Raw genomic sequence first — 24204 nt, forward strand, 5'->3', positions numbered from 1 at the left:
GTACGCGATGGAGGGAGGACGGCCATGTGGGTGGGGGCCGTACGGGGGCAGAGGCCGCTCAAAGCAGGGCCGAGGGCACAATGGGGAAGTGAGCAGCACTGGGCAGAAGACCACCGACAGCACGAGTCGAGAGACCAGGACCGAGGGAGAACTACCGCCTCGCGAACGCCTGGTCCGGGCCGCGTCGCGGCTGTTCTACTACGAGGGCGTCCGTGCGATCGGCGTGGAGCGGCTGATCGCCGAGGCCGGGGTCACGAAGGCGACCTTCTACCGCCACTTCGCCTCCAAGGACGACCTGGTCGTGGCCTACCTGCTGACCAAGGACGCCTATTACAAGGAGGTGGCCGAACCACTGGCCGCCGGGCACCCGCCCGTCGAAGCGATCGACCTGATCTTCGAGGCCATTGCCGAGCACGCCCGCGAGCGCGGATTCCGCGGCTCGCCGTTCATGAACGCGGCCGCCGAGTACCCGGACGCCGGCCATCCGGTACGCGGCCTGGTGACGTCCCACCGGAACTGGATCCGCACCCTCTTCCAGGATCTGCTCACCCGGCTCGGCCACGGCGACCCGGAGTCGGCCGCCGGTGCGCTGCTGATGCTCTACGACGGCGCGATGGCTGCCGGCTACCTGGACGACTCGGCGGCCGCCCACAAGACCCTGCTGAACGCGGTCCGGCTCATCCGGTCGGACGGCTGATCCCAGTGGGGCCGCACGAAGCAGTGGCCCTCTGCGGGGCCCCAGCCAGGCCGGGGCACGGGTTGCTTTCATGGAACTCTTTGATCTCTCTTCGACGTGCACCAGGGCCCACCAGCAGTTCTCTGCATGGAGGCAGTCCCGCCCGGAAGGCGGAGAGGTCATCCCATCGGAGGTAGGAAGACCGGTCGTTCTCCCTGTCGACGGTAGCCTCCTCGGCGTTCACGCGCCACTGGTCGACCCCATTTGTGGCGTCCCTCACCGGTCCGCAGCCGGCTCGCGCTGCCGGCTGAGAGGGTCATCGCCGAGTCTTCAACTCCCGTACGAGCTCTGAGGCCCCTCTCGATCGGGAGGGGCCTCAGATGCTGTCCGGGTCAGTTCTGGCAGCCGCAGCCGGCCTGCGTCTCGGTCCGGGGCTTGGTGGCGCGGACGATGGCGGAGTGCATGCCGTCGGCCACGGGGTGCGTGGGGGTGATCTCGACGTTCACGAACCCTGCCGCCTCAAGGCCTTCGCGGTACTCGGTGAACGACAGGGCCCCCGCGATGCAACCGACGTAGTCGCCGCGCTCGGCGCGCTGGGCGGGGGAGAGGGCGTCGTCGGCGACCACGTCCGAGATGCCGATGCGGCCGTTGGGGGTCAGGACGCGGAACGTCTCGGCGAAAACCGCCGCCTTGTCGGTCGACAGGTTGATCACACAGTTGGAGATCACCACGTCGATGGTGCCCGCGGGGAGCGGGATCGCCTCGATGGTGCCCTTGAGGAACTCGACGTTCGTCGCGCCCGCCTTCTTCGCGTTGGTGAGGGCCAGGGCGAGCATCTCGTCGGTCATGTCGAGGCCGTACGCCCTGCCCGTGGGGCCGACGCGGCGGGCGGAGAGCAGGACGTCGATGCCGCCGCCGGAGCCGAGGTCCAGGACGCGTTCGCCCTCGTGGAGATCGGCCACGGCGGTCGGGTTGCCGCAGCCCAGTGAGGCGGCGACGGCTTCGGCGGGCAGGGCGTCACGCTCGGCGACGGCGTAGAGGGTGGAGCCGAAGTTCTCGTCGACCTCGACCGGCTGCGGCCCGCAACAGGCGGTGCCGCCCTCGGTCACCTTCACGGCCGCGGCGGCGTACCGCCGACGGACGGTCTCGCGCAGTTCGGTGGACTGCTCGCTCATGACTCACTCCTGGATGACGGGGCATGGCAGGCCCCGGAACGGCTTGTATTGACGTTCATTGATGCAACCTTGCGCCTTGCATCGAAAAACGTCAACATAGACGCATGTCGAAACAAGAGCTTGAGGTGCTCGGCCAGGACGTGGACGGCGCCTGCTGTCAGGGACTGGCCTCCGCCCCGCTGGCCGAGAAGCAGGCCGTCGAACTGGCGAAGGCGTTCAAGGCGCTGGGCGACCCGGTCCGACTGCGACTGCTCTCGATGATCGCTTCGCGGGAGGGCGGCGAGGTGTGCGTGTGCGAGCTGACGCCCGCGTTCGAGCTGTCGCAACCGACGATCTCGCACCACCTCAAGCTGCTCCGGCAGGCCGGACTCATCGACTGCGAGCGTCGAGGGACCTGGGTCTACTACTGGGTCCTGCCCGGAGTGCTGGACCGGCTGGGCGCGTTCCTGACCACTCCTGAGCCCGTTGGGGTGACTGCGTGAGCGCTTCGCTCGGTCGGCGCGCGGTGGCCGAGCTGGTCGGGACGGCCGCGCTGGTCGCGGTGGTGGTCGGCTCGGGCATCCAGGCGACGGAGCTGTCACGGGACGTCGGCGTGCAGTTGCTCGCGAACTCGCTCGCCACCGTCTTCGGCCTGGCCGTGCTGATCACGCTGTTCGGGCCGGTGTCGGGGGCCCACTTCAACCCGGCCGTCACCCTGGCCGCCTGGTTCACGGGTCGCAAGAGCGGCGACGGAATGACCGCACGCGAAGCAGCCGTGTACGTCCCCGCCCAGACCCTGGGTGCGATCGGTGGCGCGCTGCTGGCTGATGCGATGTTCGCCGAACCGTTGGTGAAGTGGTCCACGCACGACCGCTCCGCCGGCCATCTGTGGCTGGGCGAGATCGTGGCAACCGCCGGGCTCGTCCTGCTGGTCTTCGGCCTGACCCGGACCGATCGCGCCCACCTCGCGTCAGCTGCCGTGGCGTCCTACATCGGGGCCGCGTACTGGTTCACGTCCTCCACGTCGTTCGCGAACCCGGCGGTGACGGTCGGCCGGGCCTTCACCGACACGTTCGCGGGGATCGCCCCCGCTTCCGTCGCCCCGTTCATCGCCGCGCAACTGGTCGGTGCCGCCGTCGGCCTGGGCCTGGTGGCGGTGGTGTTCGGTCGACCTGCGCCCGCCGAGACAGACGCCGTCGTCCCTCACGGCGAGTCCGAACTCGCCCCGTCCGCTCCCTGAGCCCGACTCCTCCCCTCCCCGGAAAGACACCTGCCATGAGCACTGCCACCCCGCGCCCGTCCGTGCTGTTCGTCTGCGTCCACAACGCCGGGCGGTCCCAGATGGCCGCCGCGTTCCTCACCCACTTCGCTGGCGATCAGGTCGAAGTCCGCTCGGCGGGCTCCACTCCCGCCGACACGGTCAACCCGGCGGTCGTCGACGCGATGAAGGAAGTCGGCATCGACATCTCCGCCGAGACCCCGAAGGTGCTGACCGTGGAAGCGGTGCGGGCGTCCGACGTCGTGATCACCATGGGGTGCGGCGACACGTGCCCGGTCTTCCCCGGCAAGCGGTACCTGGACTGGCAGCTCGACGACCCCGCTGGGCAGGGCGTCGACGCGGTTCGGCCGATCCGCGACGAGATCGAACAGCGCATCCGCGGCTTGCTGGCGGACCTGGAGGGTTGATCCAGTCGCCACACCGTGTGGTGCGGCCCGTGTCCCCGGATGGACACCAGCGTCCGAGGGGTTCGATCACCCGATCGAACCCCTAGCGGTGCCCAGAGGTGCCTCGGACATCCGCTCAGCGGTGCCTCGGACATCCGCTCAGTAGTGGACTTCCACTCACTGGTGGAGTGGGTCCGAGTCCGGTTCGGGCCTTTCTGCTGCCCCTGCGCTGTTGCGGAGGGGAGTGGCCCGGCGTTGGAATCAAGTGTGAGGCACTTTGGCGGCGCCGAGTCAGCCGGCCGCCCCGCTCCCGGGACGGGGTCCGGCCGGAAAGGGCTCAAGAACGACGCCCTGGGCATGTTCTCCTCGGTGGCCATGGGCCTGGCCTCCACCGGCCCGGCGTACAGCCTGGCCGCCACGCTGGGCATCATCGTGGCGGGGGTCGGACTGCAGGCCCCGATCGTGACCATGCTGGCGTTCATCCCGATGCTGCTGGTCGCGTACGCCTACCGGGAGCTGAACGCGAGCAACGCCGACTGCGGGACCACCTTCACCTGGGCCACCCGCACCTTCGGACCGCGTACCGGCTGGATGGGCGGCTGGGGCCTCATCGTCGCCAACATCATCGTCATGGCGAGCCTCGCCGAGATCGCCGCCACCTACGGCTTCCTGCTGGTGGGCCTGGACGGACTGGCGGAGAACCGGCTGTGGACCACCGTGGCGGGCATCGTCTGGATCGCCGTGCTGACCGCGATCTGCTATGTCGGCATCGAGTTCTCGGCGGCTGTCCAGCGCTGGCTGCTGTGCCTGGAAGTGGTGATGCTGGTCCTGTTCGCCGTCGCCGCACTGGTCAAGGTCTACACCGACCCTCCCCCGACGGCGACCCATGTTTCCGCCTCCTGGTTCAATCCGTTCGAGGTGCCCTCGGCAACGGCGCTGACCTCGGGCATCCTCGCGGGGGTTTTCATCTACTGGGGCTGGGACACCTCATTCGCGGTCAACGAGGAAACCGTCGACAGCACGTGCGTCCCCGGGCGTGCCGCGGTCATGTCCACCGTGCTGCTTCTGATCTTGTACGGGCTGGTGTCCACTTCGGCGCAGGCGTTCGCGGGAGTCGGCGCCTCGGGCATCGGGCTCGGCAACACGCACAACTCGGACAATGTGTTCTCCGGGCTGGGCAACGCCGTGTTCGGGAGCGACGGCACGGGGCTGCTCCTGTCGAGACTGCTGATCCTGATGGTGCTGACCTCCGCGTTGGCCTCCGCCGAGACCACCATCCTGCCCCTGGCCAGGACCGTCTTCTCCATGGCGGTCCACAAGGCCGTTCCCGCCCGGTTCGCCCGGGTCCACCGCAGGTTTCTCACCCCGACCTGGGGAACCGTCGGCATGGGCGTGGTGTCGATCGCCTTGCTGGTCCTGTTGAAGTCGTTCAGCCATAACGTCCTGGCCGACTCGATCGACTCGGTCGGTCTAGCGATCGCGTTCCAGTACGGACTGACCGGCTTCGCCTGCGTCTGGTACCACCGCAAGGTCCTCACCCGCAGTGCCAGGGACCTGGTCTTCAAGGGCGTGCTGCCGGGGCTCGGCGGGCTGATCATGCTCCTGCTGTTCCTCTACGCCACCTTCGTCGTCTACGCGAAGCCCGGATACGGCATGACCAGCGTCGACCTGCCGCTGATCGGGAAGACGGGCGGGGTCACCGTCCTGGGCCTGGGCGCCCTGCTGCTCGGTCTCCTGCTGATGCCGCTGGTCACCCGTGGCCATGCCGTGGCCCTCAAACTCCAGCGGAGCCTGCTGCCGGGCCGCCTGCCGCCACACGCCGCCGTTGACACGGCGAGCCGCTACCTGCCCGCCGACAGCGGGTCCGGGGTGGGCGGCGACTGGTACGACGTCATCCCCCTGTCGGGCACCCGGGTCGGCCTGGTCGTCGGGGATGTACTCGGTCACGGCCTGCGCGCCGCGGCCACCATGGGCCGCTTGCGCACGGGTGTGCGCGTGCTGGCCCGGCTGGACCTGAGCCCGGACGAGCTCCTGTCCCGCCTGGACGACCTGGTCGAGCAGACCGCGCACGAGCGCGGGGCCGGCCACGGCCCGGGGCACCTGAGGCCGAAGGCCGACGAGGCCCTGGGCGTGACCTGCCTGTACGCGGTGTACGACCCCGTCTCGGGGAAGTGCCGTCTGGCGCGGGCCGGGGAGTCGGTACTGGTGGTCGTCGAGCCGCACACGGGTGCCGTCGACCATCCGGAGCTGCCCCCCGGACCGCCGTTGGGAATCGGTGGCCTGCCCTACCAGAGCACGGATCTGGAGCTCCCGCCGGGCAGTCTCGTCGCCCTCTTCACGGGCGGCCTCCTCCAGGCGGCCGACAGCCGTGCCGCCGGACTCGCGCAGCTGTCCCAGGTCCTCGCCGACTACCGAGCGTCCCTGGAAGAGCTGTGCGACCGGGCGGTGACCACCCTGCTGCCCGGGGCCGTGGACGAGGACGCCACGCTGTTGGTCGCCCGCACACGCCTGCTCGACCGGAACCAGTTCACCCAGTGGGAGCTGCCCCCGGACCCGGCGGCGGTGGCCACCATCCGCACCGCCGTCGGCAAGCAGCTCCGCGACTGGGGGCTGGACGACCTGACGTTCGCCAGCGAGCTCATCGTCAGCGAACTGGTCACCAACGCCATCCGCTACGTCGGCGGCCCGATCGAGGTACGCCTGATCCGCGACCGGACCCTGATCTGCGAAGTCTCCGACACCGGCCACACCACGCCCAATCTGCGGCACGCCGCGAACGACGACGAGGGAGGCCGGGGTCTGTTCATCATCGCCCAGATGACCCACCACTGGGGCACGCGCTACACACCCACCGGCAAGACGATCTGGACCGAGCAGGACCTGCCGCCGACGGACGGCCAGTAGCGCCTCCCGAGGTCCGAAAAGGCTGAGCCGGTGCCTGTCGGTCACAGAGGCTGCCACGCTGATCCGAGTCGGCCGTAACGGAAAGGGCAAGATCGCGCGTGGCGTGATCAACTTGCCTACGCTGCCCGGTATGGGCGGGATCGATGTGGCCAACGGAGTCGTGGGCGCCGTACTCGGGACGCTGTGTGCGGTGCTCTTCCAGCAACCGTTGCAGGACGGCTGGTTCAGGCTGCGTACGCGCTCCACCCGCGCGGTGCGCGGCCTCAGGCAGCGGGAGGAGCCCGGTCCCGCGTGGAGGACCTTCTCCATAGGTCCTCTGCATACGTCCGCCCTGATCGTCGAAGGGGACGGCGAGTCGTCCATACCCGCCGAAGCGGTCCACGTCCGCGTGCTCGACGCGGAGATCGAGCTGCCCTCGGACATGGACGGCTGGCGAGCCGAGATCGAGGGGGCGAAGGCATGTCACGTCATATCGACTCGTCCGGCAAGAACGCGCCCGACGTGCATGCGTTGGCCCGGCGCGGCATGCGGGAGGAGCTGTCCCTCGAACCGCACGAGTACGCACTCGAGTTGCTTGCCTTTGTGCTGGACGTCGACAAGCGCCACTGGAGCGCGCACTTCCGTGCCAGGCTGAAGGACTTGACCCGACAAGGCCTGCGAGCGCGTATGAGCCGAGGGGTCGCGGATCGCTGGGAGCATCAGACCAGGCTGGGCCCCTCTTACGCCCGCCCTGTTCCATCTCGCCCTGGTCCATGTCTACGGCCGCACGCCCGTCGAGAGGGCGGAGGCGCAGGTCGTTCGGCGGATGTAGTACCCGGGTTCCCGGGGTCCTACAGGGACCCCGGGAACCTCGTCCCACGTACTGATGGCGGACTACGTCGTGATGGCGGACTACTTGCTGACGGCGAAGCGCATCAGGGCGTGCTCGTCACCCTGCTTGATCTTCCCCGTCACATTGATGACCTCGAGCTTCCAGCTGCCGTCGACACGAACGGCCTTGGCCACGGCGCACCCGTTGTCCTGGGTGAGCATGCTCGGCCAGATGTCGGCGACCTGCTGAGTGGTGCCGCCGGTCGCGTCGTACACCTTGAAGCTGATGTTGCGGGCCTTCTGGAAGGAACTGCCCTTCTTGAAGGCGGCGGCGATGAACACGATCGACGTGATGTTGGACGGTATGCGGGCGAACTCGACCGTCAACGTCTCGTCGTCGCCCTCCCCCCGCCCGGTCTGGTTGTCACCGCTGTGGACCAGGGAGCCGTTGCCCATGGGATCGAGCGAGTCGAGGCCCGCCAGGCGCACCGGGTCCATGCCCTGCATCGCGATGGCGATCAGGTCCAGGTCGGTGCCGGTTTTGCGACGGAGTACGCCCATCACTCCACCGCTGCTGCCCGCGGTGGGATCCCAGGACACTCCGATGGACAGATGGGTGACTCCGTCCAGATCCGCCGGGCCGTCTTCTTTGGTGAGCGTAATCATGCGTGGATCATCCTCTTGGAGGCGGGACTGCGACAGGCAAAGTGTGCATGGAGCTTTCGGTGTTCCCTCGGCAGGGGTCCCTTCATAAGCGGACAAGGGGACACATGAGGCACTGATCGCCGACTAGAGTCGTGTGATCACTGCTGGTTGTGGGGCCGGGGCGGTGCGGTGGCAGGGCCGCGAAGTTCCGGGGGAGGGCCTGTAGAGCATGAGTCGTCGCTCCAGTGGGTTGGTCGGTATCTGGGCTGAGGCACAGCGTCAGCAGCAGCGCCAGTTGGCGGCGCAGTCCAGACAGCAGCGGGATCAGGAGCGACAAGAGCGCGCCTTCCAGAGGGAGTTGGCGCGCGGCCGACAGGAGCAGCGGGCGGCCTACCGACAGCAGCGGGAGGCCGAGGCGCGGCGGCGGACCGAGGAGTTGGAGGCCCGGGTCGCCTCCTTGCAGGGCTTGCTGGCCGCCGGATGCCGGGCGCCCGCGTTCCGGGCCGCCATGCTCACCCGTTCCCAGCGGGTCGAGCCCTTCGCTCCGGGGCCGCTGGCGCATCCGACGCCCATGCCTGATCCGAACCACTACCAGGCGCAGGGCGGTTGGGGGCTCGGTGCCGGCCGGCGTGCCCAGGCGCAGGCGGACGCGCGGGCCCGCTTCGAGCGTGACCGGGAGGCCGCGCAGGCGGCGGAAGCCCGCCGACAGCAGCAACTGGCTGGTTACCAGCGGGAGTACCAGCGGCGGGCCGAGGCCCAGCAGGCGGAGGTCGGCCGGCACAACGCCGCCGTGTCCGAGATGACGGCGGGGCTGCGCGACGGCGACCCCGACGCCACGGTGGAGTACTTCTCCGCGGCCCTCTACGCCTCCTCCGCATGGCCCGAGGACCTGCCCCGGCAGGTGTCTGCGGCCTACGACCCGGCCGCACGCCAGCTGGTGCTGAACTGGGAGCTGCCCAAGTACGGCGTCGTCCCCGAGGTGAAGTCGGTGCGGTACATGCCCACCGCGGACCAGGACAAGGAGACGCCGCGGTCGGCGGCGCAGAGCCGTGCCCTGTACAGGGACGTACTGGCGCAGTGCGTTCTCCTGGTGCTGCACGCGCTCTTCGCGGCGGATGAGTTCGGGGTGCTGGAGTCGGTGGCGCTGAACGGGTTCGTGGACGACCACGATCCGGCGACCGGCAGGGAGGCGCGGATCTTCCTCGCCACCGTCATGGCTCCGCGTTCCGTCTTCGCGCGACTGCGGCTGGAGCAGGTCAACGCCGTCGACTGTCTGGTGGACGGGCTCCGGGGGCAGCTGTCGGCACGCCCCGACCAGCGCGCGGCGGTACGTCCGGGCCGCCACCCCGAGGACATCGGCAACGGCGTCGTCACCCACGGGGGTGCACAGGGAGCGGAGCTGGACGCGCCGGACCTGGACGAGCCGGATCTGTACGAGATGGATCCGATCGCCTTCGAGGCGCTGGTCGCGGAGCTGTTCCGCGCGATGGGCATGCGGGCGGTGACGACCCAGCGTTCGAACGACGGCGGTGTGGACGTCGACGCGCTGGATCCGACCCCGATCCGCGGCGGCAAGATCGTCGTCCAGGTGAAGCGCTATCGCAACACCGTGCCTCCGACCGCCGTCCGGGACCTGTTCGGCACGGTCCAGGACGCGGGTGCCAACAAGGGGGTTCTCGTCACGACCTCCGGCTTCGGTCCGGGATCGCACGCCTTCGCCAGCGGCAAGCCCCTGGAACTCGTGGCGGGCGGCGAACTCGTCGACCTGCTGCACCGCCACGGGCTGCGCGGGCGGCTCGGAAACGCCGGCCGCCCGGTTCCCGCTCCCCGCACGCCGGACGCGGTGGACGAGAGGGACGGCGGGGACGAGAGGGACGGCGGGGACGACTGGAACAGGCTCGGCATGTTCTGGACCGGCCAGGTCGCCCTGGACGTGTGCGCGCTCGTGTGCCACGGCAACCGGGCCCTGAGCGACGACCACTTCGTCTTCTTCAACAATCCCCGGACCCCCGACGGCACGGTCCGCGCGCTCGCCGCCACCGCACCGGACAAGGCGGCCATCCGGGTGTCGTTCGACGCCCTGCCGGAGCGGGCCGACCGACTCGTGCTCGTCGCGGCGGTCGACCCGGAGGCCAACCCCGGAGCCGATCTGTCCGGCTTCACCGAGGCGGGCATCCGGCTGCTGGACCGATCGGGGACCGAGCTCGGCCGACTCGACGTGTCCGACGGCCGCGTCCACGAGACCGCGCTGGTCCTCGGATCCTTCCGCCGTCGCGCGGGCGGCGACTGGGACTTCGTGGTCGGCGGCAAGGGGTATACGGGCGGCCTGGAAGAGCTCATCAGGGAGTACGGCATCGAAGTGGACTGACACCCCGGCTGTCTCCGGACCGGGCACGACGGCGCGACCGCCAGGAGTTTCGACGGGAGCGCAACCGGCCTCAGGGGTGTGCATCCAGATGGTGCCCTGATGCGTCTACGTCGGTATGGATCTGGAAAAGTCGCCTGCTGAGCGACCCGCAGTACCGGCCGAGGGGTGCCTCACGGTCGCGATCCGCCTGCCCGTGCGGATCGTCGTCCTCGTGCTCGTCGTGCCGGTGCGCATGCTGTGGGACGCCCTGGTGGTCGGCGGAAGGTTTCTGCGGGACACCGTGCTGCGCCCCGTGGGGCGGGTGTTCCAGTGGGTGGCGTGGGCGGTGTTCGTCTGGCCGTGGGTGACGCTGTGGCGGTACGCCGTGGTGCCGGTCGCGAAGGCGCTGGCGTGGCTCGGGTACGTGCTGCTCGTCGTGCCCGCCGTGTGGATGTACGAGACGGTGCTCACGCCGGTCGGACACGCGATCGCCTGGGTGGCGCGGGGCGTCGGCGCCGGGTTCGCCTGGGTCCTCCGAGGTCTCGGCGCCGGGTTCGCCTGGGTGCTCCGTGGCATCGGCGCCGTACTCGCCTGGGTGTACGCCCGGGTGCTGACCCCCGTCGGGCGGGCCGTCGCCTGGCTGCTCAGGGGCCTGGGGATCGGGTTCGGGGCGGTCGCGCTCGGGGTGTACCGGGTCGTGGCCTGGCTGGTCCGCCATCTGATCGTCGTACCGGCACTGTGGTTGTACGAGTGGATCCTCGCCCCCGTCGGACGGGCGATCGCGTGGGCGGCACGCGGACTCGGGTGGCTCGTACGGATGATCTTCACCGGGATCGGCGCCGCGCTCTACTGGACCCTGCGCGTCCTGCTCGTGCTGCCCGCGCTCGCCCTGTGGCGCTGGGTCCTCGTGCCGGTCGGACGGGTCCTCGCCGTCGTCGCGCGGGAGGTCGGGGACGCACTCGGACACGCCTGGCGGGTGGCCGGACACCTTTCGCTCGCCGTCGGCCGGTTCCTCGGACGGCTCTTCCGGTGGATCTTCGTGGAGCCCGTGCGCTGGGTGTACCGCAGCGTGCTGACGCCGGTCGGACACATCGTCCGGGACACGGTCCTGCGGCCCGCCGCCGAGGCCGCGCGCGGCGTGGGCCGTGTGACACGGCAGGCCCTGGCCACCGCCCGCGAGTCGGCGCGGCAGACCCGCGCGGACATCCGCCGCATGCTCTTCGGTGCGCCCCGGGAGCCCGAGCGGGTGCCCCTGGCGAAGGACCGGCGGGAACCGGGAGCCGCCGGGACACGTACTCTAGGTAGCAGTACGACCGCTCTCACGAAGGACTGAACGACACTGGGCAAGCGACAGCCCGAAGGCCCGCCGCCCGCACCCGCGGTGCAGCGCATCCGACTGCGCTACACCAAGCGCGGCCGCCTCCGGTTCACCAGCCACCGTGACTTCCAGCGCGCCTTCGAGCGTGCGTTGCGCCGTGCCGAGGTGCCGATGGCGTACTCGGCGGGGTTCACACCGCATCCGAAGGTGTCGTACGCCAATGCCGCACCCACCGGCACAGGCAGCGAGGCGGAGTACCTGGAGATCGCGCTCACCCAGACGCGTGACCCTCAGAAGCTGCGTGAGCTCCTCGACGAGTCGATGCCCGTGGGGCTCGACATCATCGAGGCGGTCGAGGCCCGCACGTCGGGTCTCGCCGACCGGCTCACCGCGTCCGTGTGGGAGCTGCGCCTCGACGGCGTGGCGCCCGAGGACGCGGAGCGCGCGGTCGACGCCTTCAAGTCGGCCGACACGGTGGAAGTCCAGCGCAGGACCAAGAACGGGATGCGCACCTTCGACGCCCGCGGTGCCGTGGCGAGCCTCGAGGTGCACAGTCCGCAGGCTGATAGGCCGACCGACCAGCCCTGTGCGATACTGCGCCTGGTTGTTCGGCACGTGACGCCTGCCGTACGACCCGACGACGTCCTGTCCGGTCTTCGCGCCGTGGCCGACCTGGCGCCGCCGGTCGCCGCAGCGGTGACCAGGCTGGCGCAGGGGCTGTTCGATGAAGAGACCGGCACGGTGACCGACCCGCTCGCGCCCGACCGCGAGGCAGTCATGGCCGCCCCAGCCGATCGCACAGGGGCCGCCGAAACTGCCGCCGCGAAGGCGTCGGCGTAAGGAAGGTCCCGCGTAAGGACGGACGTCGTAGCGTCGCCCTCGGATCCGGGAGCCACCTGGGTCGGGCAGCGCACCGACCAGAAGACTTTCGCCAGGCCGTACGCACACATGGCGTACGGAACCGGCGAGACAGGACACAGAGAGCTCCCGTGCGGCGCCCGCGCCCCGGACGGCGGCACCGCGCATCGCGCGAGCCGCGGACGTCACCGGCACTGCCGGACCAGGCGCGGCGCCCGGGAGCCTGACGGGAGATCCACCCGCATGCTCGAGCCGACCGAACCCACTGAGGGTTCCGACAACAACAACACTCCGAGCGACACCCTGCCGCCGCGGCGCCGCCGCCGTGCGGCGTCGCGTCCGGCCGGCCCGCCCACGGGCGCGGCCGAGTCCCAGTCCGTGGCCGAGACCACGGCTCCGGCCATACCGCCGGTGGCATCCGCCGAGGCCATGGCCGCCGCCGAGGTCGTCGAGGCCCCCGAGGCTCTCGAGACCGAAGAAACCCAAGAGACCGAAGAGACGGTGGAGGAGGCGGTGGCTCAGGCCGCTGCCGCCGAGCCGGTCGAGTCGGTCGAGCCCACCGAGGACGCCGCTCCGCGCCGTACGCGTCGCCGCGCCACCCGCCGGGTGTCCGCGCCCGCCGGTGCGCCGGTGACGGCCGAGGCGGCCCGGGCCGCGGAGACCGTGGTGCCCGCGCCCGCCGAGGCCGAGGCCCAGGTCGAAGAGGCCCCCGCTGCCGAAGCGACGCCCGCCGTCGAGGAGGCGGCGCCCGCCGCCCGTCCGCGTCGTCGTGCGACCCGTCGTGCCTCCGCACCGACCGGTGCGCCCCAGGCGGCCGAGGCCGCTCGGACCACCGAGACCGCTCAGACCCCTGAGGCCACTGAGACCCCTGAGGTCGTCAGGGAGCCCGTCGAGGCGCAGGCCGAAGAGGCCCCCGCCGCCGAGGACGCCGCACCCCGCCGCACCACCCGTCGTCGCGCCACCCGGCGCGTCTCCGCGCCCGCCGGTGCGCCCGAGGGCGACGCCGCCGACGAGCGTGTGGAGGCGCCCGTGACCAGCGAGACCAGTCCCAGCGAGAGCAAGCCCGCGGCCGAGGCCGAGACCAAGCCCGCCGCGGAGGCCGAGACCAAGCCCGCGGCCGAGGCCGAGACCGCCGAGGACGGCGCCCCGCGCCGGACCCGCCGCCGTGCCACGCGCAAGGCCGCTGTCGGTTTCTCCGCCCCCGCGCCGAAGGAGGCCGAGTCCGCGCGACGGCCCGCGCGTCCGGCCGTCGCCGTGTTCCAGGCGCCCGTGTTCACCGAGCCGATGTTCCAGACGCCGGAGCGGGCCGCCGCCGCGGCTGCCGCCGAGGCGGCGGAAGTGGCCGCCGAGACCGCCGAGGCCCCCCAGGCCGAAGAGGTCGTCGAGGCACCCGTGGCCGTCGAGGAGGAGACCGGCGGACGCCGTCGCCGTCGCCGCCGGGCCGTCGAGGAGGCGCCCGCGGCCCCGGCCGCGGAGCCCGTCGACGAGGTGGAGGAGCCCGACGAGTCCGCCGAGGACGTCGAGGAGGGCGCCGAGGACGACGAGTCCGAGGAGGAGTCCGCGGGCTCGCGCCGCCGTCGCCGTCGTGGTGGTCGTCGCCGTCGCCGCGGCGAGTCCGCCGAGGCGGACGGTGAGGCCGGTGACGACGAGTACGCCGCCGAGCAGGCCGCGCAGGACGCCGAGGACACCGCCGAGCAGGCCGAGGAGGACGCCGAGGAGGCGGAGGAGCGCGAGGAGCCGGGCGGTTCCGGCTCCAGCAGCAGCCGTCGCCGCCGTCGTCGTCGCCGTCGCGCCGGTGACTCCGGCCCCGAGGGCGAGCCCGGCGAGAACGACCCCGAGCGCACGGTGGTCAAGGTCCGCGAGCCGCGCGGCAAGAAGGACGAGCACCCGTCCGACGAGGTGCAGTCCATCAAGGGCTCGACCCGCCTCGAGGCCAAGAAGCAGCGCCGTCGTGAAGGGCGCGAGCAGGGCCGCCGCCGTGTTCCGATCATCACCGAGGCCGAGTTCCTGGCCCGTCGTGAGGCCGTCGAGCGCGTGATGGTCGTCCGCCAGAGCGGCGAGCGCACCCAGATCGGCGTCCTCGAGGACAACGTGCTCGTCGAGCACTACGTCAACAAGGAGCAGTCGACCTCGTACGTCGGCAACGTCTACCTGGGCAAGGTCCAGAACGTGCTGCCGTCGATGGAGGCCGCCTTCATCGACATCGGCAAGGGCCGCAACGCGGTGCTCTACGCCGGTGAGGTCAACTTCGAGGCGCTCGGCATGGCCAACGGGCCGCGCCGCATCGAGAGCGCGCTGAAGTCCGGCCAGTCGGTCCTCGTGCAGGTCACCAAGGACCCGATCGGCCACAAGGGTGCCCGCCTCACCAGCCAGGTCTCCCTGCCCGGCCGCTACCTGGTCTACGTGCCCGAGGGCTCGATGACCGGCATCAGCCGCAAGCTGCCCGACACCGAGCGCGCGCGCCTGAAGACCATCCTCAAGAAGATCGTCCCCGAGGACGCGGGCGTCATCGTGCGCACCGCCGCCGAGGGCGCGAGCGAGGACGAGCTGAGCCGTGACGTCGAGCGACTGCAGGCGCAGTGGGAGGACATCCAGAAGAAGGCGAAGAGCGGCGGCAGCTCGAACGCGCCGACCCTGCTGTACGGCGAGCCGGACATGACCGTCCGTGTCGTCCGCGACATCTTCAACGAGGACTTCACCAAGGTCATCGTCAGCGGCGACGAGGCGTGGGAGACCATCCACGGGTACGTGTCCCACGTCGCGCCCGACCTGGCCGACCGCCTCTCGAAGTGGACCTCCGAGGTCGACGTCTTCGCGACGTACCGCATCGACGAGCAGCTGATGAAGGCCCTGGACCGCAAGGTCTGGCTGCCCAGCGGCGGTTCGCTGGTGATCGACAAGACCGAGGCGATGGTCGTGGTCGACGTCAACACCGGCAAGTTCACCGGTCAGGGCGGCAACCTCGAAGAGACCGTGACCAGGAACAACCTGGAGGCGGCCGAGGAGATCGTGCGCCAGCTGCGGCTGCGCGACCTGGGCGGCATCGTCGTCATCGACTTCATCGACATGGTCCTGGAGTCCAACCGGGACCTGGTGCTGCGGCGCCTCCTGGAGTGCCTGGGACGCGACCGTACGAAGCACCAGGTGGCCGAGGTGACCTCGCTGGGCCTCGTCCAGATGACGCGCAAGCGTGTCGGACAGGGTCTGCTGGAGTCCTTCTCGGAGACCTGCGTCCACTGCAACGGCCGTGGCGTGATCGTGCACATGGAACAGCCGACCTCCGTCGGAGGCGGCGGCAAGCGCAAGAAGCGCGGCCGTGGTGGTGCCGAGCAGGACCACGAGCTCGAGCACACGCACGAGATCGCGGAGGAGCCGGAGACGGTCGAGAGCGAGGCCGAGGTGGCCGCCGAGATCGCCGCGCCCGTCGCTCTGGTCGAGCAGGAGTTCCAGCCGGACGAGGAGCTGTACAGCAGCGCCGCCGAGGCGGAGGCCGCGGCTTCCCGCGGTGGCCGTTCGCGGCGCCGGGCGACCCGGCGCGTGTCGGCTCCCGCGGGTGCGCCGAAGGCCGAGGAGCGTGCTCCCCGGGGCCGCCGTGAGGAGCGGGTCGAGCGGACCGAGCGGGCTCTGACGTCCCACGAGGCCGCCGAGTCCGAGCCGGTCGCGGTCGAGGACCCGGTCGTCGCGGCGCCGGTCGCCGAGGCTCCCGAGGTCACGCCGGCTGCTGAGGCCGCTCCGGCCCCCGTGGTCGCCGTACCGGAGGACGAGGCCGCTCCCAAGGGCCGTACGCGCCGTCGCGCCACCCGCAAGGTGTCGGCTCCGGCCGGTTCCCCGAAGGCGGCGGAAGAGGCCGTGGTGACGGTCACGGAGCCGGTCGCGGCGCCCGTGCCGGAGGCCGCCGCCGAGGTCGTCGTCGAGCCGCAGCCCGCGCCGGTCGCCGAGGCGCCCGCCGAGAGCGCCGCGCCGGCCCGCCCGCGTCGTCGCGCCGTCCGCAAGGCCACCGCGCCCACCGCGTCCGAGGAGGCGGCCGTCGTGGTCGTCCCGTCGGCCTCGGCGGAGCCGGCCGAGGCACCCGAGGCGGTCGAGACGGCGGCCGAGACCGCGGTCGAGACGGACGCCGAGGCCCCGGCCCCGGCCAAGAAGACGGCCGCCCGCAAGACGGCCAAGAAGGCGACGGCGAAGAAGGCCGCCACCAAGAAGACCGCTGCCAAGAAGACGGTCGCCAAGAAGGCCACGGCCAAGAAGGCGACCGCGAAGAAGACGGCCGCCAAGACCACCGCGAAGAAGACCGCGGCGGCCGAGCAGCAGGACCGTTCGACAGTCTCGGCGACCACCGAGGACTGACGCGGAACCGGCGGAGGGCTGACGGAAGTCGGTCCCTCCGCTGCTCCGACCGCATGACGGTGGCCCGGTTTGACCCCTCAAGCCGGGCCCCGTAACCTAGACCGTCGGCGTGTCCCCTGACACGCCGCACCCCCGTAAACCTCTTCCTCCCGGAATTCTGCGTGTCGTGCGTGTTCGCATGCCGTGCGCTTCGGGAGAGGCCGCTCGCGCAGCGCGTGGCTGGACTGCGGGGTTCCGTTCCGAGCGAGAGAGAGATCCGCGTGTACGCCATCGTGCGCAGCGGTGGTCGCCAGCACAAGGTTGCTGTCGGCGACATCGTTGAGGTTGACAAGATTCCCACTGCCAAGGTTGGCGACACGGTCGAGCTCTCGACCCTGCTCGTTGTCGACGGCGACGCCGTGACCAGCGACCCGTGGGTCCTTGCCGGCATCAAGGTCCAGGCCGAGATCGTGGACCACCACAAGGGCGTCAAGATCGACATCCTTCGCTACAAGAACAAGACCGGTTACCGCCGTCGTCAGGGCCACCGCCAGCAGTACACGGCGATCAAGGTCACTGAGATCCCCGCGGCTGCGAAGTAAGGGACTGAGGAGAGATGGCACACAAGAAGGGCGCATCGTCCACTCGGAACGGTCGCGACTCCAATGCTCAGCGGCTCGGCGTGAAGCGCTTCGGCGGTCAGGTCGTCAACGCCGGTGAGATCCTGGTCCGCCAGCGCGGCACCCACTTCCACCCGGGCAACGGCGTCGGCCGTGGCAAGGACGACACGCTGTTCGCCCTTGACGCCGGTGCGGTGGAGTTCGGTACCCACCGTGGCCGCAAGGTCGTGAACATCGTTCCGGTCGCCTGACCGGTTCTTTCGCGAGGCGGACCTCACTTCCCGTACGGGAAGCGGGTCCGCCTTTCGCGTGTTTTGAATAGCAGCGGCTCTGTGGCATACAGGGCTGCGCAGGACTTTCGTACGTAACTGGAGGCACATCCCATGACCACCTTCGTGGACCGCGTCGAGCTGAACGTCGCCGCGGGTAGCGGAGGCCACGGCTGTGCCTCCGTACACCGGGAGAAGTTCAAGCCGCTCGGCGGCCCGGACGGCGGCAACGGCGGCCGGGGCGGTGACGTGATGCTGGTAGTCGACCAGTCCGTGACCACGCTGCTCGACTACCACCACAAGCCGCACCGCAGCGCCACCAACGGCAAGCCCGGTGAGGGCGGCAACCGCTCCGGCAAGGACGGCCAGGACCTGATCCTGCCGGTGCCGGACGGCACGGTCGTGCTCGACAAGGCGGGCAACGTCCTCGCGGACCTCGTCGGCCACGGCACGTCGTACGTCGCCGCACAGGGCGGTCGCGGTGGCCTCGGCAACGCGGCGCTGGCCTCGGCCCGCCGCAAGGCGCCCGGCTTCGCGCTGCTCGGTGTCCCCGGTGACTTCCAGGACATCGTCCTGGAGCTGAAGACCGTCGCGGACGTGGCCCTCGTCGGCTACCCGAGCGCCGGCAAGTCGTCCCTCATCTCCGTTCTGTCGGCCGCCAAGCCGAAGATCGCGGACTACCCCTTCACGACCCTCGTCCCCAACCTGGGCGTGGTGACGGCGGGCGAGACGGTCTACACGATCGCGGACGTGCCCGGCCTCATCCCCGGCGCCAGCCAGGGCAAGGGCCTCGGCCTCGAGTTCCTCCGCCACGTCGAGCGCTGCAGCGTGCTGGTCCACGTGCTGGACACGGCGACCCTGGAGTCCGAGCGCGACCCGGTCACCGACCTCGACATCATCGAGGAAGAGCTGAAGCAGTACGGCGGCCTCGGCAACCGTCCGCGCATCGTCGTCCTCAACAAGATCGACGTGCCGGACGGCAAGGACCTCGCCGAGATGGTCCGCCCCGACCTGGAGGCCCGCGGCTACCGCGTCTTCGAGGTGTCGGCGGTTGCGCACATGGGCCTGAAGGAGCTGTCCTTCGCGCTCGCCGAGCTGGTCGGCACGGCGCGCGCCGCCAGGCCCAAGGAGGAGGCGACCCGGATCGTCATCCGCCCGAAGGCGGTCGACGACGCCGGCTTCACCGTGGTCCAGGAGGAGGACGGCCTCTACCGCGTGCGCGGCGAGAAGCCCGAACGCTGGGTCCGCCAGACCGACTTCAACAACGACGAGGCCGTCGGCTACCTCGCCGACCGTCTCAACCGCCTCGGCGTCGAGGCGGAGCTGATGAAGGCGGGTGCCCGCTCGGGCGACGGCGTCGCCATCGGCCCCGAGGAGAACGCGGTCGTCTTCGACTGGGAGCCCACCGTCATGGCCGGCGCGGAGATGCTCGGCCGCCGTGGTGAGGACCACCGCCTCGACGTCCCGCGGCCCGCCGCGCAGCGCCGCCGCGACAAGCAGGCGGAGCGGGACGACGCGGACAAGGAGTACGACGACTTCGAGCCGTTCTAGGCCGACGTTCCCGGTCCCTCTGCCGTCGTTCGTTCGGCTGCGGGTGGGTGTTGCTCGCGCAGTTCCCCGCGCCCCTTTTTAGGGGTGGGGGGAACTGCGCGGTCTTTTGGGGGTCACGACGGGCCGCCCTTCACCTTCTTGTCATGCTCTTGATTAACTCCGTTCAGCGAGCGGGCCACTGCGGCGTGTGAGCCTCCCGATGTCCAAGGGGCCACCGACGCAGGGGAGTTCACCGATGACCGGAACCGTCTCGCGCGATCGACGCCGCTTTCTCACCGCCGGCGCCGCGGCCCTGGGCGCCGCCACCAGCCAGTTGTGGCTGCCGGGCACCGCCCGCGCCGCCGAACCCCCGCTGCCCGACGGGGTGTTCACCCTCGGCATCGCTTCCGGTGACCCGCTGCCCGACGCCGTCGTGCTGTGGACCAGGCTCGCCCCCGACCCGCTGAACGGCGGCGGCATGCCCGACCGCGCGGTACCGGTGGAGTGGGAGATCGCCGAGGACGCCCGTTTCAGAAGGCCGGTGCGGCGGGGCGTCGCACAGGCGCTGCCCGAGTACGGGCACAGCGTCCACGTCGACGTCCGCGGACTGCGTCCCGACCGCGCGTACTGGTACCGCTTCCGCGCCGACGGCCAGCTCTCGCCGACCGGCCGCACCCGCACCGCCCCGCACCCCCACAGCTCCGGCGGCTCGCTGCGCGTCGCGCTCGCCTCCTGCCAGAACTGGCAGAACGGCTACTTCACCCCGTACGCCGACATGCTCGCCCAGGACCCCGACTTCGTGCTCTTCGTCGGCGACTACATCTACGAGTCCGCGCCGTCGGCGACGGCCGTCCGTCGGCACGAGGGCGGCGGGGAGCCGTACACCCTCGTCCAGTACCGCAACCGTTACGCGCAGTACCGCACCGACCCGCACCTCCTGGCGATGCACGCCGCGGCGCCCTGGGTGGTCACCTTCGACGACCACGAGGTCGACAACGACTTCGCCGGGGAGATCCCGCAGGACCCGGCCAAGCAGTCGCACGACGCGTTCGTGGCCCGGCTGACCGCCGCCTACCAGGCGTACTACGAGCACATGCCGGTCCGGGCGGCCGCGGTGCCGAACGGTCCGCACATCCGGATGCACCGGCGGCTCGACTTCGGCCGGCTGGTCCGGCTGAACGTCCTGGACACCCGGCAGTTCCGCAGCGACCAGGCGACCACCCGGGCGGGCGCCGAGAACCCCTCGATGACCATGCTCGGCGCCGAGCAGAAGGCCTGGCTGCTGCGCGGGCTGCACCACTCACCGACGCGCTGGAACCTGATCGCCTCGCAGATCATGATGGCCGAGACCGATCTGCAGATCGGCCCCGGCAAGCTCTGGTTCTACGACGCCTGGGACGGTTACCAGGCCGAACGCAACGCGCTCATGGGGGAGTTGGCCACCGTGCGCAACCCCGTCGTGCTGACCGGGGACCGTCACCTCACCATGATCAGCGACCTCAAGAAGGACTTCGCCGACCCGGAGTCCGACGTCGTCGGCGCCGAGTTCGTCGGGACCTCCATCTCCAGTGGCGGTGACCAGGACCAGGTGGCCTTCCACAACGAGTGGGACCCGCGGATGCCGGACAACCCGCACTGGAAGTTCATCGACGCCCACCGCGGCTACCACCTCTTCGACATCCGACGCGACGGCATCGACGCCACCGTCCGCGCCCCGGAGACCGTGCTGCGGCCGGACGCCGCGTCCAGCACGCCGGCCCGGCTGCGGGTCGAGGCGGGGAAGCCGGGCGTACGTCTGGTCTGAGCAGCGGGTCTGAGCAGCGTCGTTCTGGGACTCACAGAACTCGTAGAACTCATAGAAGTCTCAGAACTCATAGAGTTCTCAGAACTCATGGGATTCCTGGGACTCATGTGAGTCCCAGGACATTCTCAGGTAAGGCTCAGGTAAGAGATTTAGCCTCCCTTGACCATGGAGACCGACTGTACGCATCACGACTCGGCGGCCCCTGAGGCGGAGACCGGCGAAACCGCCCCGAAGAGCGCCCCCACACTGCTGCCCCCCGGCACCCGGCTGCTGCACATCGGCCCGCACAAGACCGGGACCACGTCGATTCAGAGCGCCCTGTTCGCGGCGAAGGACGCGATGGCCGGGCACGGCGTCGACTTCCCGGCCCACAGCAGGCACCCGATGGAAGCCGCCCTCGCGGTCTGCGCCCGGCCGGGGATGATGGGCGACGCCAAGCCCACCGACAGGCACTGGCAGCGGCTCGTCGACGCGGTGCACGCCACCGGCAGGCGCACCTCGGTGGTCAGCAGCGAGTTCTTCGCCGACGCGCCCGACGACGAGGCCATCGCCCGGATCGTCGACGACCTCGGCCGGGGCCAGGGGCGGGATCAGAGCCGGGATCAGAGCCGGGACCAGGGCCGGGACCAGGGCCGGGTTCATGTCCTGGTCACCCTGCGGCCGCTGGCGAAGATCATGCCCTCGCAGTGGCAGCAGTACGTGCAGAACGGTCTGCGCATGGGCTACGAGGACTGGCTCGAGCACATGCTGCGCAAGGCCCCGTACGAGAAGCCCAATCCGAGCTTCTGGCGCCGCCACCGCCACGACCGGCTCGTCGAGCGCTGGGTGCGGGTCGTCGGCGCCGAGAACGTCACCGTCGTGGTGGTCGACGACCGCGACCGCGACGGTCTGATGCGCACCTTCGAATCCCTCCTCGGCCTGCCCGACGGTCTCCTGGTGCCGGTGCCGGACACGGCCAATCGCTCACTCACGCTCGCCGAGACCGAAATGCTGCGGAAACTCAATATGGAGTTCCGCGGCAATGGGCTGCCCGACGAGGTGTATTCCAGGATGGTGCGTGGCGGCGCCGTCATGCATATGAAGAACGCCTGCCGCCCGGCCCCGGACGACGCGCGGATCAGCACGCCCCGCTGGGCGCTGGAGGCGGCCGCCGATATCGGCGCGGAGATGGCCGGGCGGATCGCCGCCATGGGCGTGCGGGTGCTCGGTGACCCGGCGTTGCTGTCCGTCGTACCCAGCGTCGCGAGCGCCGAGGAGACGGCATCGCCGCGGATCGATCCGGAGGTGGCGGCCCACGCGCTGTACGGGGCGCTCGCCGTGGCGGCCGCGACTCCCGCGTATCCCCCCGCGTCCGTGCGCTCGGTTCACCAGACCCCGTCCAAGGAACTCGTCCGGGTTCTCGGTCACCGGGTCCTCAAGCGTCTGAAGCGGGCGTGAAGAGCGCACGTAAAACGTGTGCAGTTACTCACAGCAAATCCGGACAATACGGTTCGGGATCTCGGAAGAGACCTGCCTGCAAGGTGAATAGCCGGTTGCGTGCACATAAGCAGCAGAGGGCGCTCACCTTGCATGGCAGTAACGGAAAGTGGGAGCATCCCAAAGTTCCCTGTCGCCCCAAGGTAGGTCACCTGTGTCTGAGCACTTTGCCAAGCCCCGTACCACCGCAGTGATCCTGGCCGGCGGCACCGGTCAGCGCGTGGGTCTGTCGATTCCGAAGCAGTTGCTGAAGATCGCAGGCAAGGCGGTCATCGAGCACACGCTGACCACCTTCGAACAGGCCGAGTCGATCGACGACATCATCGTGCTGATGGCTCCCGGTTATGTGCCGGACGTCGAGAAGATCGTCGCGAAGGCGGGGCTGAAGAAGGTCACCAAGGTGATCGAGGGCGGCTCGACGCGGAACGAGACCACCGAGCGCGCGATCGCCGCCCTCGGCGAGGGGCTGGCCGAGGGCGAGGACGCCAACGTCCTCTTCCACGACGCCGTGCGCCCGCTGCTGTCCGAGCGCGTCATAGACGACTGCGTCACGGCCCTGGAGCGTTACCAGGCCGTCGACGTCGCCATCCCCTCCGCGGACACGATCATCGTGACCCGCACCCACGGCGAGGACGGCGAGTTCATCACCGAGATCCCGGACCGCTCCCGGCTGCGCCGCGGCCAGACGCCCCAGGCCTTCAAGCTGTCCACGATCCGTCGCGCCTACGAGGTCGCGGCAGGCGACCCCAACTTCCAGGCCACCGACGACTGCTCGGTCGTCCTCAAGTACCTGCCGGACGTGCCGATCCACGTCGTCGCGGGCGACGAGTACAACATGAAGGTCACCCAGCCCGTCGACGTCTTCATCGCCGACAAGCTCTTCCAGCTGGCCTCCACCGCCGCCCCCGAGCAGGCCGACGAGGCCGCCTACCGCGAGCTGCTCAGCGGCAAGACCGTGGTGGTCTTCGGCGGTTCGTACGGCATCGGCAAGGACATAGCCGAACTCGCGGAGGGCTACGGCGCGAAGACCTACGCGCTCGGCCGCTCGACCACCGGCACCCACGTCGAGAACCCGGAGGAGGTCGACGACGCGCTGTCCACGGCGTACGCCGAGACCGGGCGCATCGACTACGTCATCAACACCGCCGGGGTGCTGCGCATAGGCAAGCTCGCGGAGACGGACAACGCGACGATCGAGGAAGCGCTGAAGGTCAACTACCTGGCCCCGGTGCAGATCGCCCGCTCCGCGTACAAGTACCTCGCCGAGACCAACGGCCAGCTGCTGCTTTACACCTCCAGCAGCTACACCCGCGGCCGCGCCGAGTACAGCCTCTACTCCTCCACCAAGGCCGCCATGGTGAACCTCACCCAGGCGCTGTCCGACGAGTGGGCCGGCGACGGCATCCGCGTCAACTGCATCAACCCCGAGCGCACCGCGACCCCGATGCGCACCAAGGCCTTCGGTCAGGAGCCCGCGGGCTCGCTGCTCTCCTCCGAGGCGGTCGCGCGCACCTCGCTCGACGTCCTCCTGTCCGAAATGACCGGTCATGTCATCGACGTACGCCAGCAGGACCCGACCGCCGGCGCCGGACTGGCCTCCGGATTCGAAGCGGCGCTGGCCAGCGTGCTGGACCGTCAGGACGGCGTGGCATAATTAACACCCATTAGTTTTCTTGGAATTCAGGCCTCTGAGTCTGCGCGTTTGCCGCGTATTCACAGAGGCCTGAGTCCGTAAAATTCCCGGATTGTCCGCGATCGCCCGCAAGGCCCTTTTAGTTAATCAAGCAGTAACAAAACCGGCACACACC

17 protein-coding genes are annotated in these 24204 nt (G+C 70.2%); 15 read left to right on the top strand and 2 right to left on the bottom strand.

The genetic code is table 11. From position 1 onward, the window contains the following. The first annotated feature begins 88 nt into the window (after window positions 1-88). Window positions 89-697, top strand: a complete 609-nt coding sequence (locus KVT44_RS00110) for a TetR/AcrR family transcriptional regulator (RefSeq protein WP_308313876.1) — start codon at window positions 89-91, stop codon at window positions 695-697. A gap of 371 nt (window positions 698-1068) precedes the next feature. Here KVT44_RS00110 and arsM read toward each other — a convergent pair whose 3' ends face one another. Continuing rightward, a complete protein-coding gene (gene arsM / locus KVT44_RS00115; RefSeq protein ID WP_217565645.1) occupies window positions 1069-1851 on the bottom strand; it encodes an arsenite methyltransferase in 783 nt (260 codons plus the stop codon). Window positions 1852-1955: 104 nt separating this feature from the next. Between arsM and KVT44_RS00120 the strand changes: the two genes are divergently transcribed. From KVT44_RS00120 to KVT44_RS57715, 4 genes are all read left to right on the top strand, one after another. Next, window positions 1956-2333 (top strand): helix-turn-helix transcriptional regulator, encoded by a 378-nt coding sequence (locus tag KVT44_RS00120; RefSeq protein ID WP_217565646.1) that lies wholly within the window; start codon window positions 1956-1958, stop codon window positions 2331-2333. Then, the gene (locus tag KVT44_RS00125) at window positions 2330-3070 is read left to right on the top strand and encodes an MIP/aquaporin family protein (protein ID WP_099922681.1); all 741 of its coding nucleotides are present in this window, start codon (window positions 2330-2332) and stop codon (window positions 3068-3070) included. The genes KVT44_RS00120 and KVT44_RS00125 overlap by 4 nt, the downstream gene beginning before the upstream one ends. A 35-nt stretch (window positions 3071-3105) precedes the next feature. After that, window positions 3106-3516 (top strand): arsenate reductase ArsC, encoded by a 411-nt coding sequence (locus KVT44_RS00130; protein WP_190168848.1) that lies wholly within the window; start codon window positions 3106-3108, stop codon window positions 3514-3516. Between the two features lie 336 nt (window positions 3517-3852). After that, a complete protein-coding gene (locus KVT44_RS57715) occupies window positions 3853-6399 on the top strand; it encodes an amino acid permease (protein ID WP_254648777.1) in 2547 nt (848 codons plus the stop codon). Between the two features lie 891 nt (window positions 6400-7290). Here the strand turns inward: KVT44_RS57715 and KVT44_RS00140 are convergent. After that, window positions 7291-7875 carry a TerD family protein gene (locus KVT44_RS00140; RefSeq protein WP_190168847.1) on the bottom strand — a complete coding sequence of 195 codons (585 nt, stop codon included), beginning with the start codon at window positions 7873-7875 and terminating at the stop codon, window positions 7291-7293. Between the two features lie 208 nt (window positions 7876-8083). Between KVT44_RS00140 and KVT44_RS00145 the strand changes: the two genes are divergently transcribed. The 10 genes from KVT44_RS00145 to KVT44_RS00190 all read left to right on the top strand — a co-directional run bounded on the left by KVT44_RS00145 (window position 8084) and on the right by KVT44_RS00190 (window position 24050). Then, window positions 8084-10222, top strand: a complete 2139-nt coding sequence (locus KVT44_RS00145) for a restriction endonuclease (protein WP_217565647.1) — start codon at window positions 8084-8086, stop codon at window positions 10220-10222. Window positions 10223-10337: 115 nt separating this feature from the next. Further along, window positions 10338-11534 carry a hypothetical protein gene (locus tag KVT44_RS00150; RefSeq protein ID WP_217565648.1) on the top strand — a complete coding sequence of 399 codons (1197 nt, stop codon included), beginning with the start codon at window positions 10338-10340 and terminating at the stop codon, window positions 11532-11534. Between the two features lie 48 nt (window positions 11535-11582). Further along, window positions 11583-12359, top strand: coding sequence for a TIGR03936 family radical SAM-associated protein (locus KVT44_RS00155; protein ID WP_217565649.1), 777 nt, complete (start codon window positions 11583-11585; stop codon window positions 12357-12359). Between the two features lie 261 nt (window positions 12360-12620). Beyond that, the gene (locus tag KVT44_RS00160; protein WP_217565650.1) at window positions 12621-16718 is read left to right on the top strand and encodes an Rne/Rng family ribonuclease; all 4098 of its coding nucleotides are present in this window, start codon (window positions 12621-12623) and stop codon (window positions 16716-16718) included. A 260-nt stretch (window positions 16719-16978) separates the two neighbouring features. Then, window positions 16979-17299 (top strand): 50S ribosomal protein L21, encoded by a 321-nt coding sequence (rplU, locus tag KVT44_RS00165; RefSeq protein ID WP_054231928.1) that lies wholly within the window; start codon window positions 16979-16981, stop codon window positions 17297-17299. 14 nt (window positions 17300-17313) lie between these two features. Continuing rightward, window positions 17314-17568 carry a 50S ribosomal protein L27 gene (gene rpmA, locus KVT44_RS00170; RefSeq protein ID WP_028802588.1) on the top strand — a complete coding sequence of 85 codons (255 nt, stop codon included), beginning with the start codon at window positions 17314-17316 and terminating at the stop codon, window positions 17566-17568. 132 nt (window positions 17569-17700) lie between these two features. Beyond that, the gene (obgE, locus tag KVT44_RS00175; protein WP_054231929.1) at window positions 17701-19137 is read left to right on the top strand and encodes a GTPase ObgE; all 1437 of its coding nucleotides are present in this window, start codon (window positions 17701-17703) and stop codon (window positions 19135-19137) included. A gap of 235 nt (window positions 19138-19372) precedes the next feature. Then, window positions 19373-20920 (top strand): alkaline phosphatase, encoded by a 1548-nt coding sequence (locus tag KVT44_RS00180; RefSeq protein WP_217565651.1) that lies wholly within the window; start codon window positions 19373-19375, stop codon window positions 20918-20920. A 165-nt stretch (window positions 20921-21085) separates the two neighbouring features. Continuing rightward, window positions 21086-22357: a hypothetical protein gene (locus KVT44_RS00185; RefSeq protein WP_254648778.1), complete on the top strand. Its 1272-nt coding sequence runs from the start codon at window positions 21086-21088 to the stop codon at window positions 22355-22357. Window positions 22358-22550: 193 nt separating this feature from the next. Next, entirely contained in the window at window positions 22551-24050 is a 1500-nt protein-coding gene (locus KVT44_RS00190) for a bifunctional cytidylyltransferase/SDR family oxidoreductase (RefSeq protein ID WP_067370042.1), read from the top strand. Window positions 24051-24204 lie beyond the last annotated feature (154 nt).

Origin of the sequence: Streptomyces sp. GbtcB7 (genome assembly GCF_019091445.1) — a bacterium.
Lineage (GTDB): Bacteria > Actinomycetota > Actinomycetes > Streptomycetales > Streptomycetaceae > Streptomyces > Streptomyces mirabilis.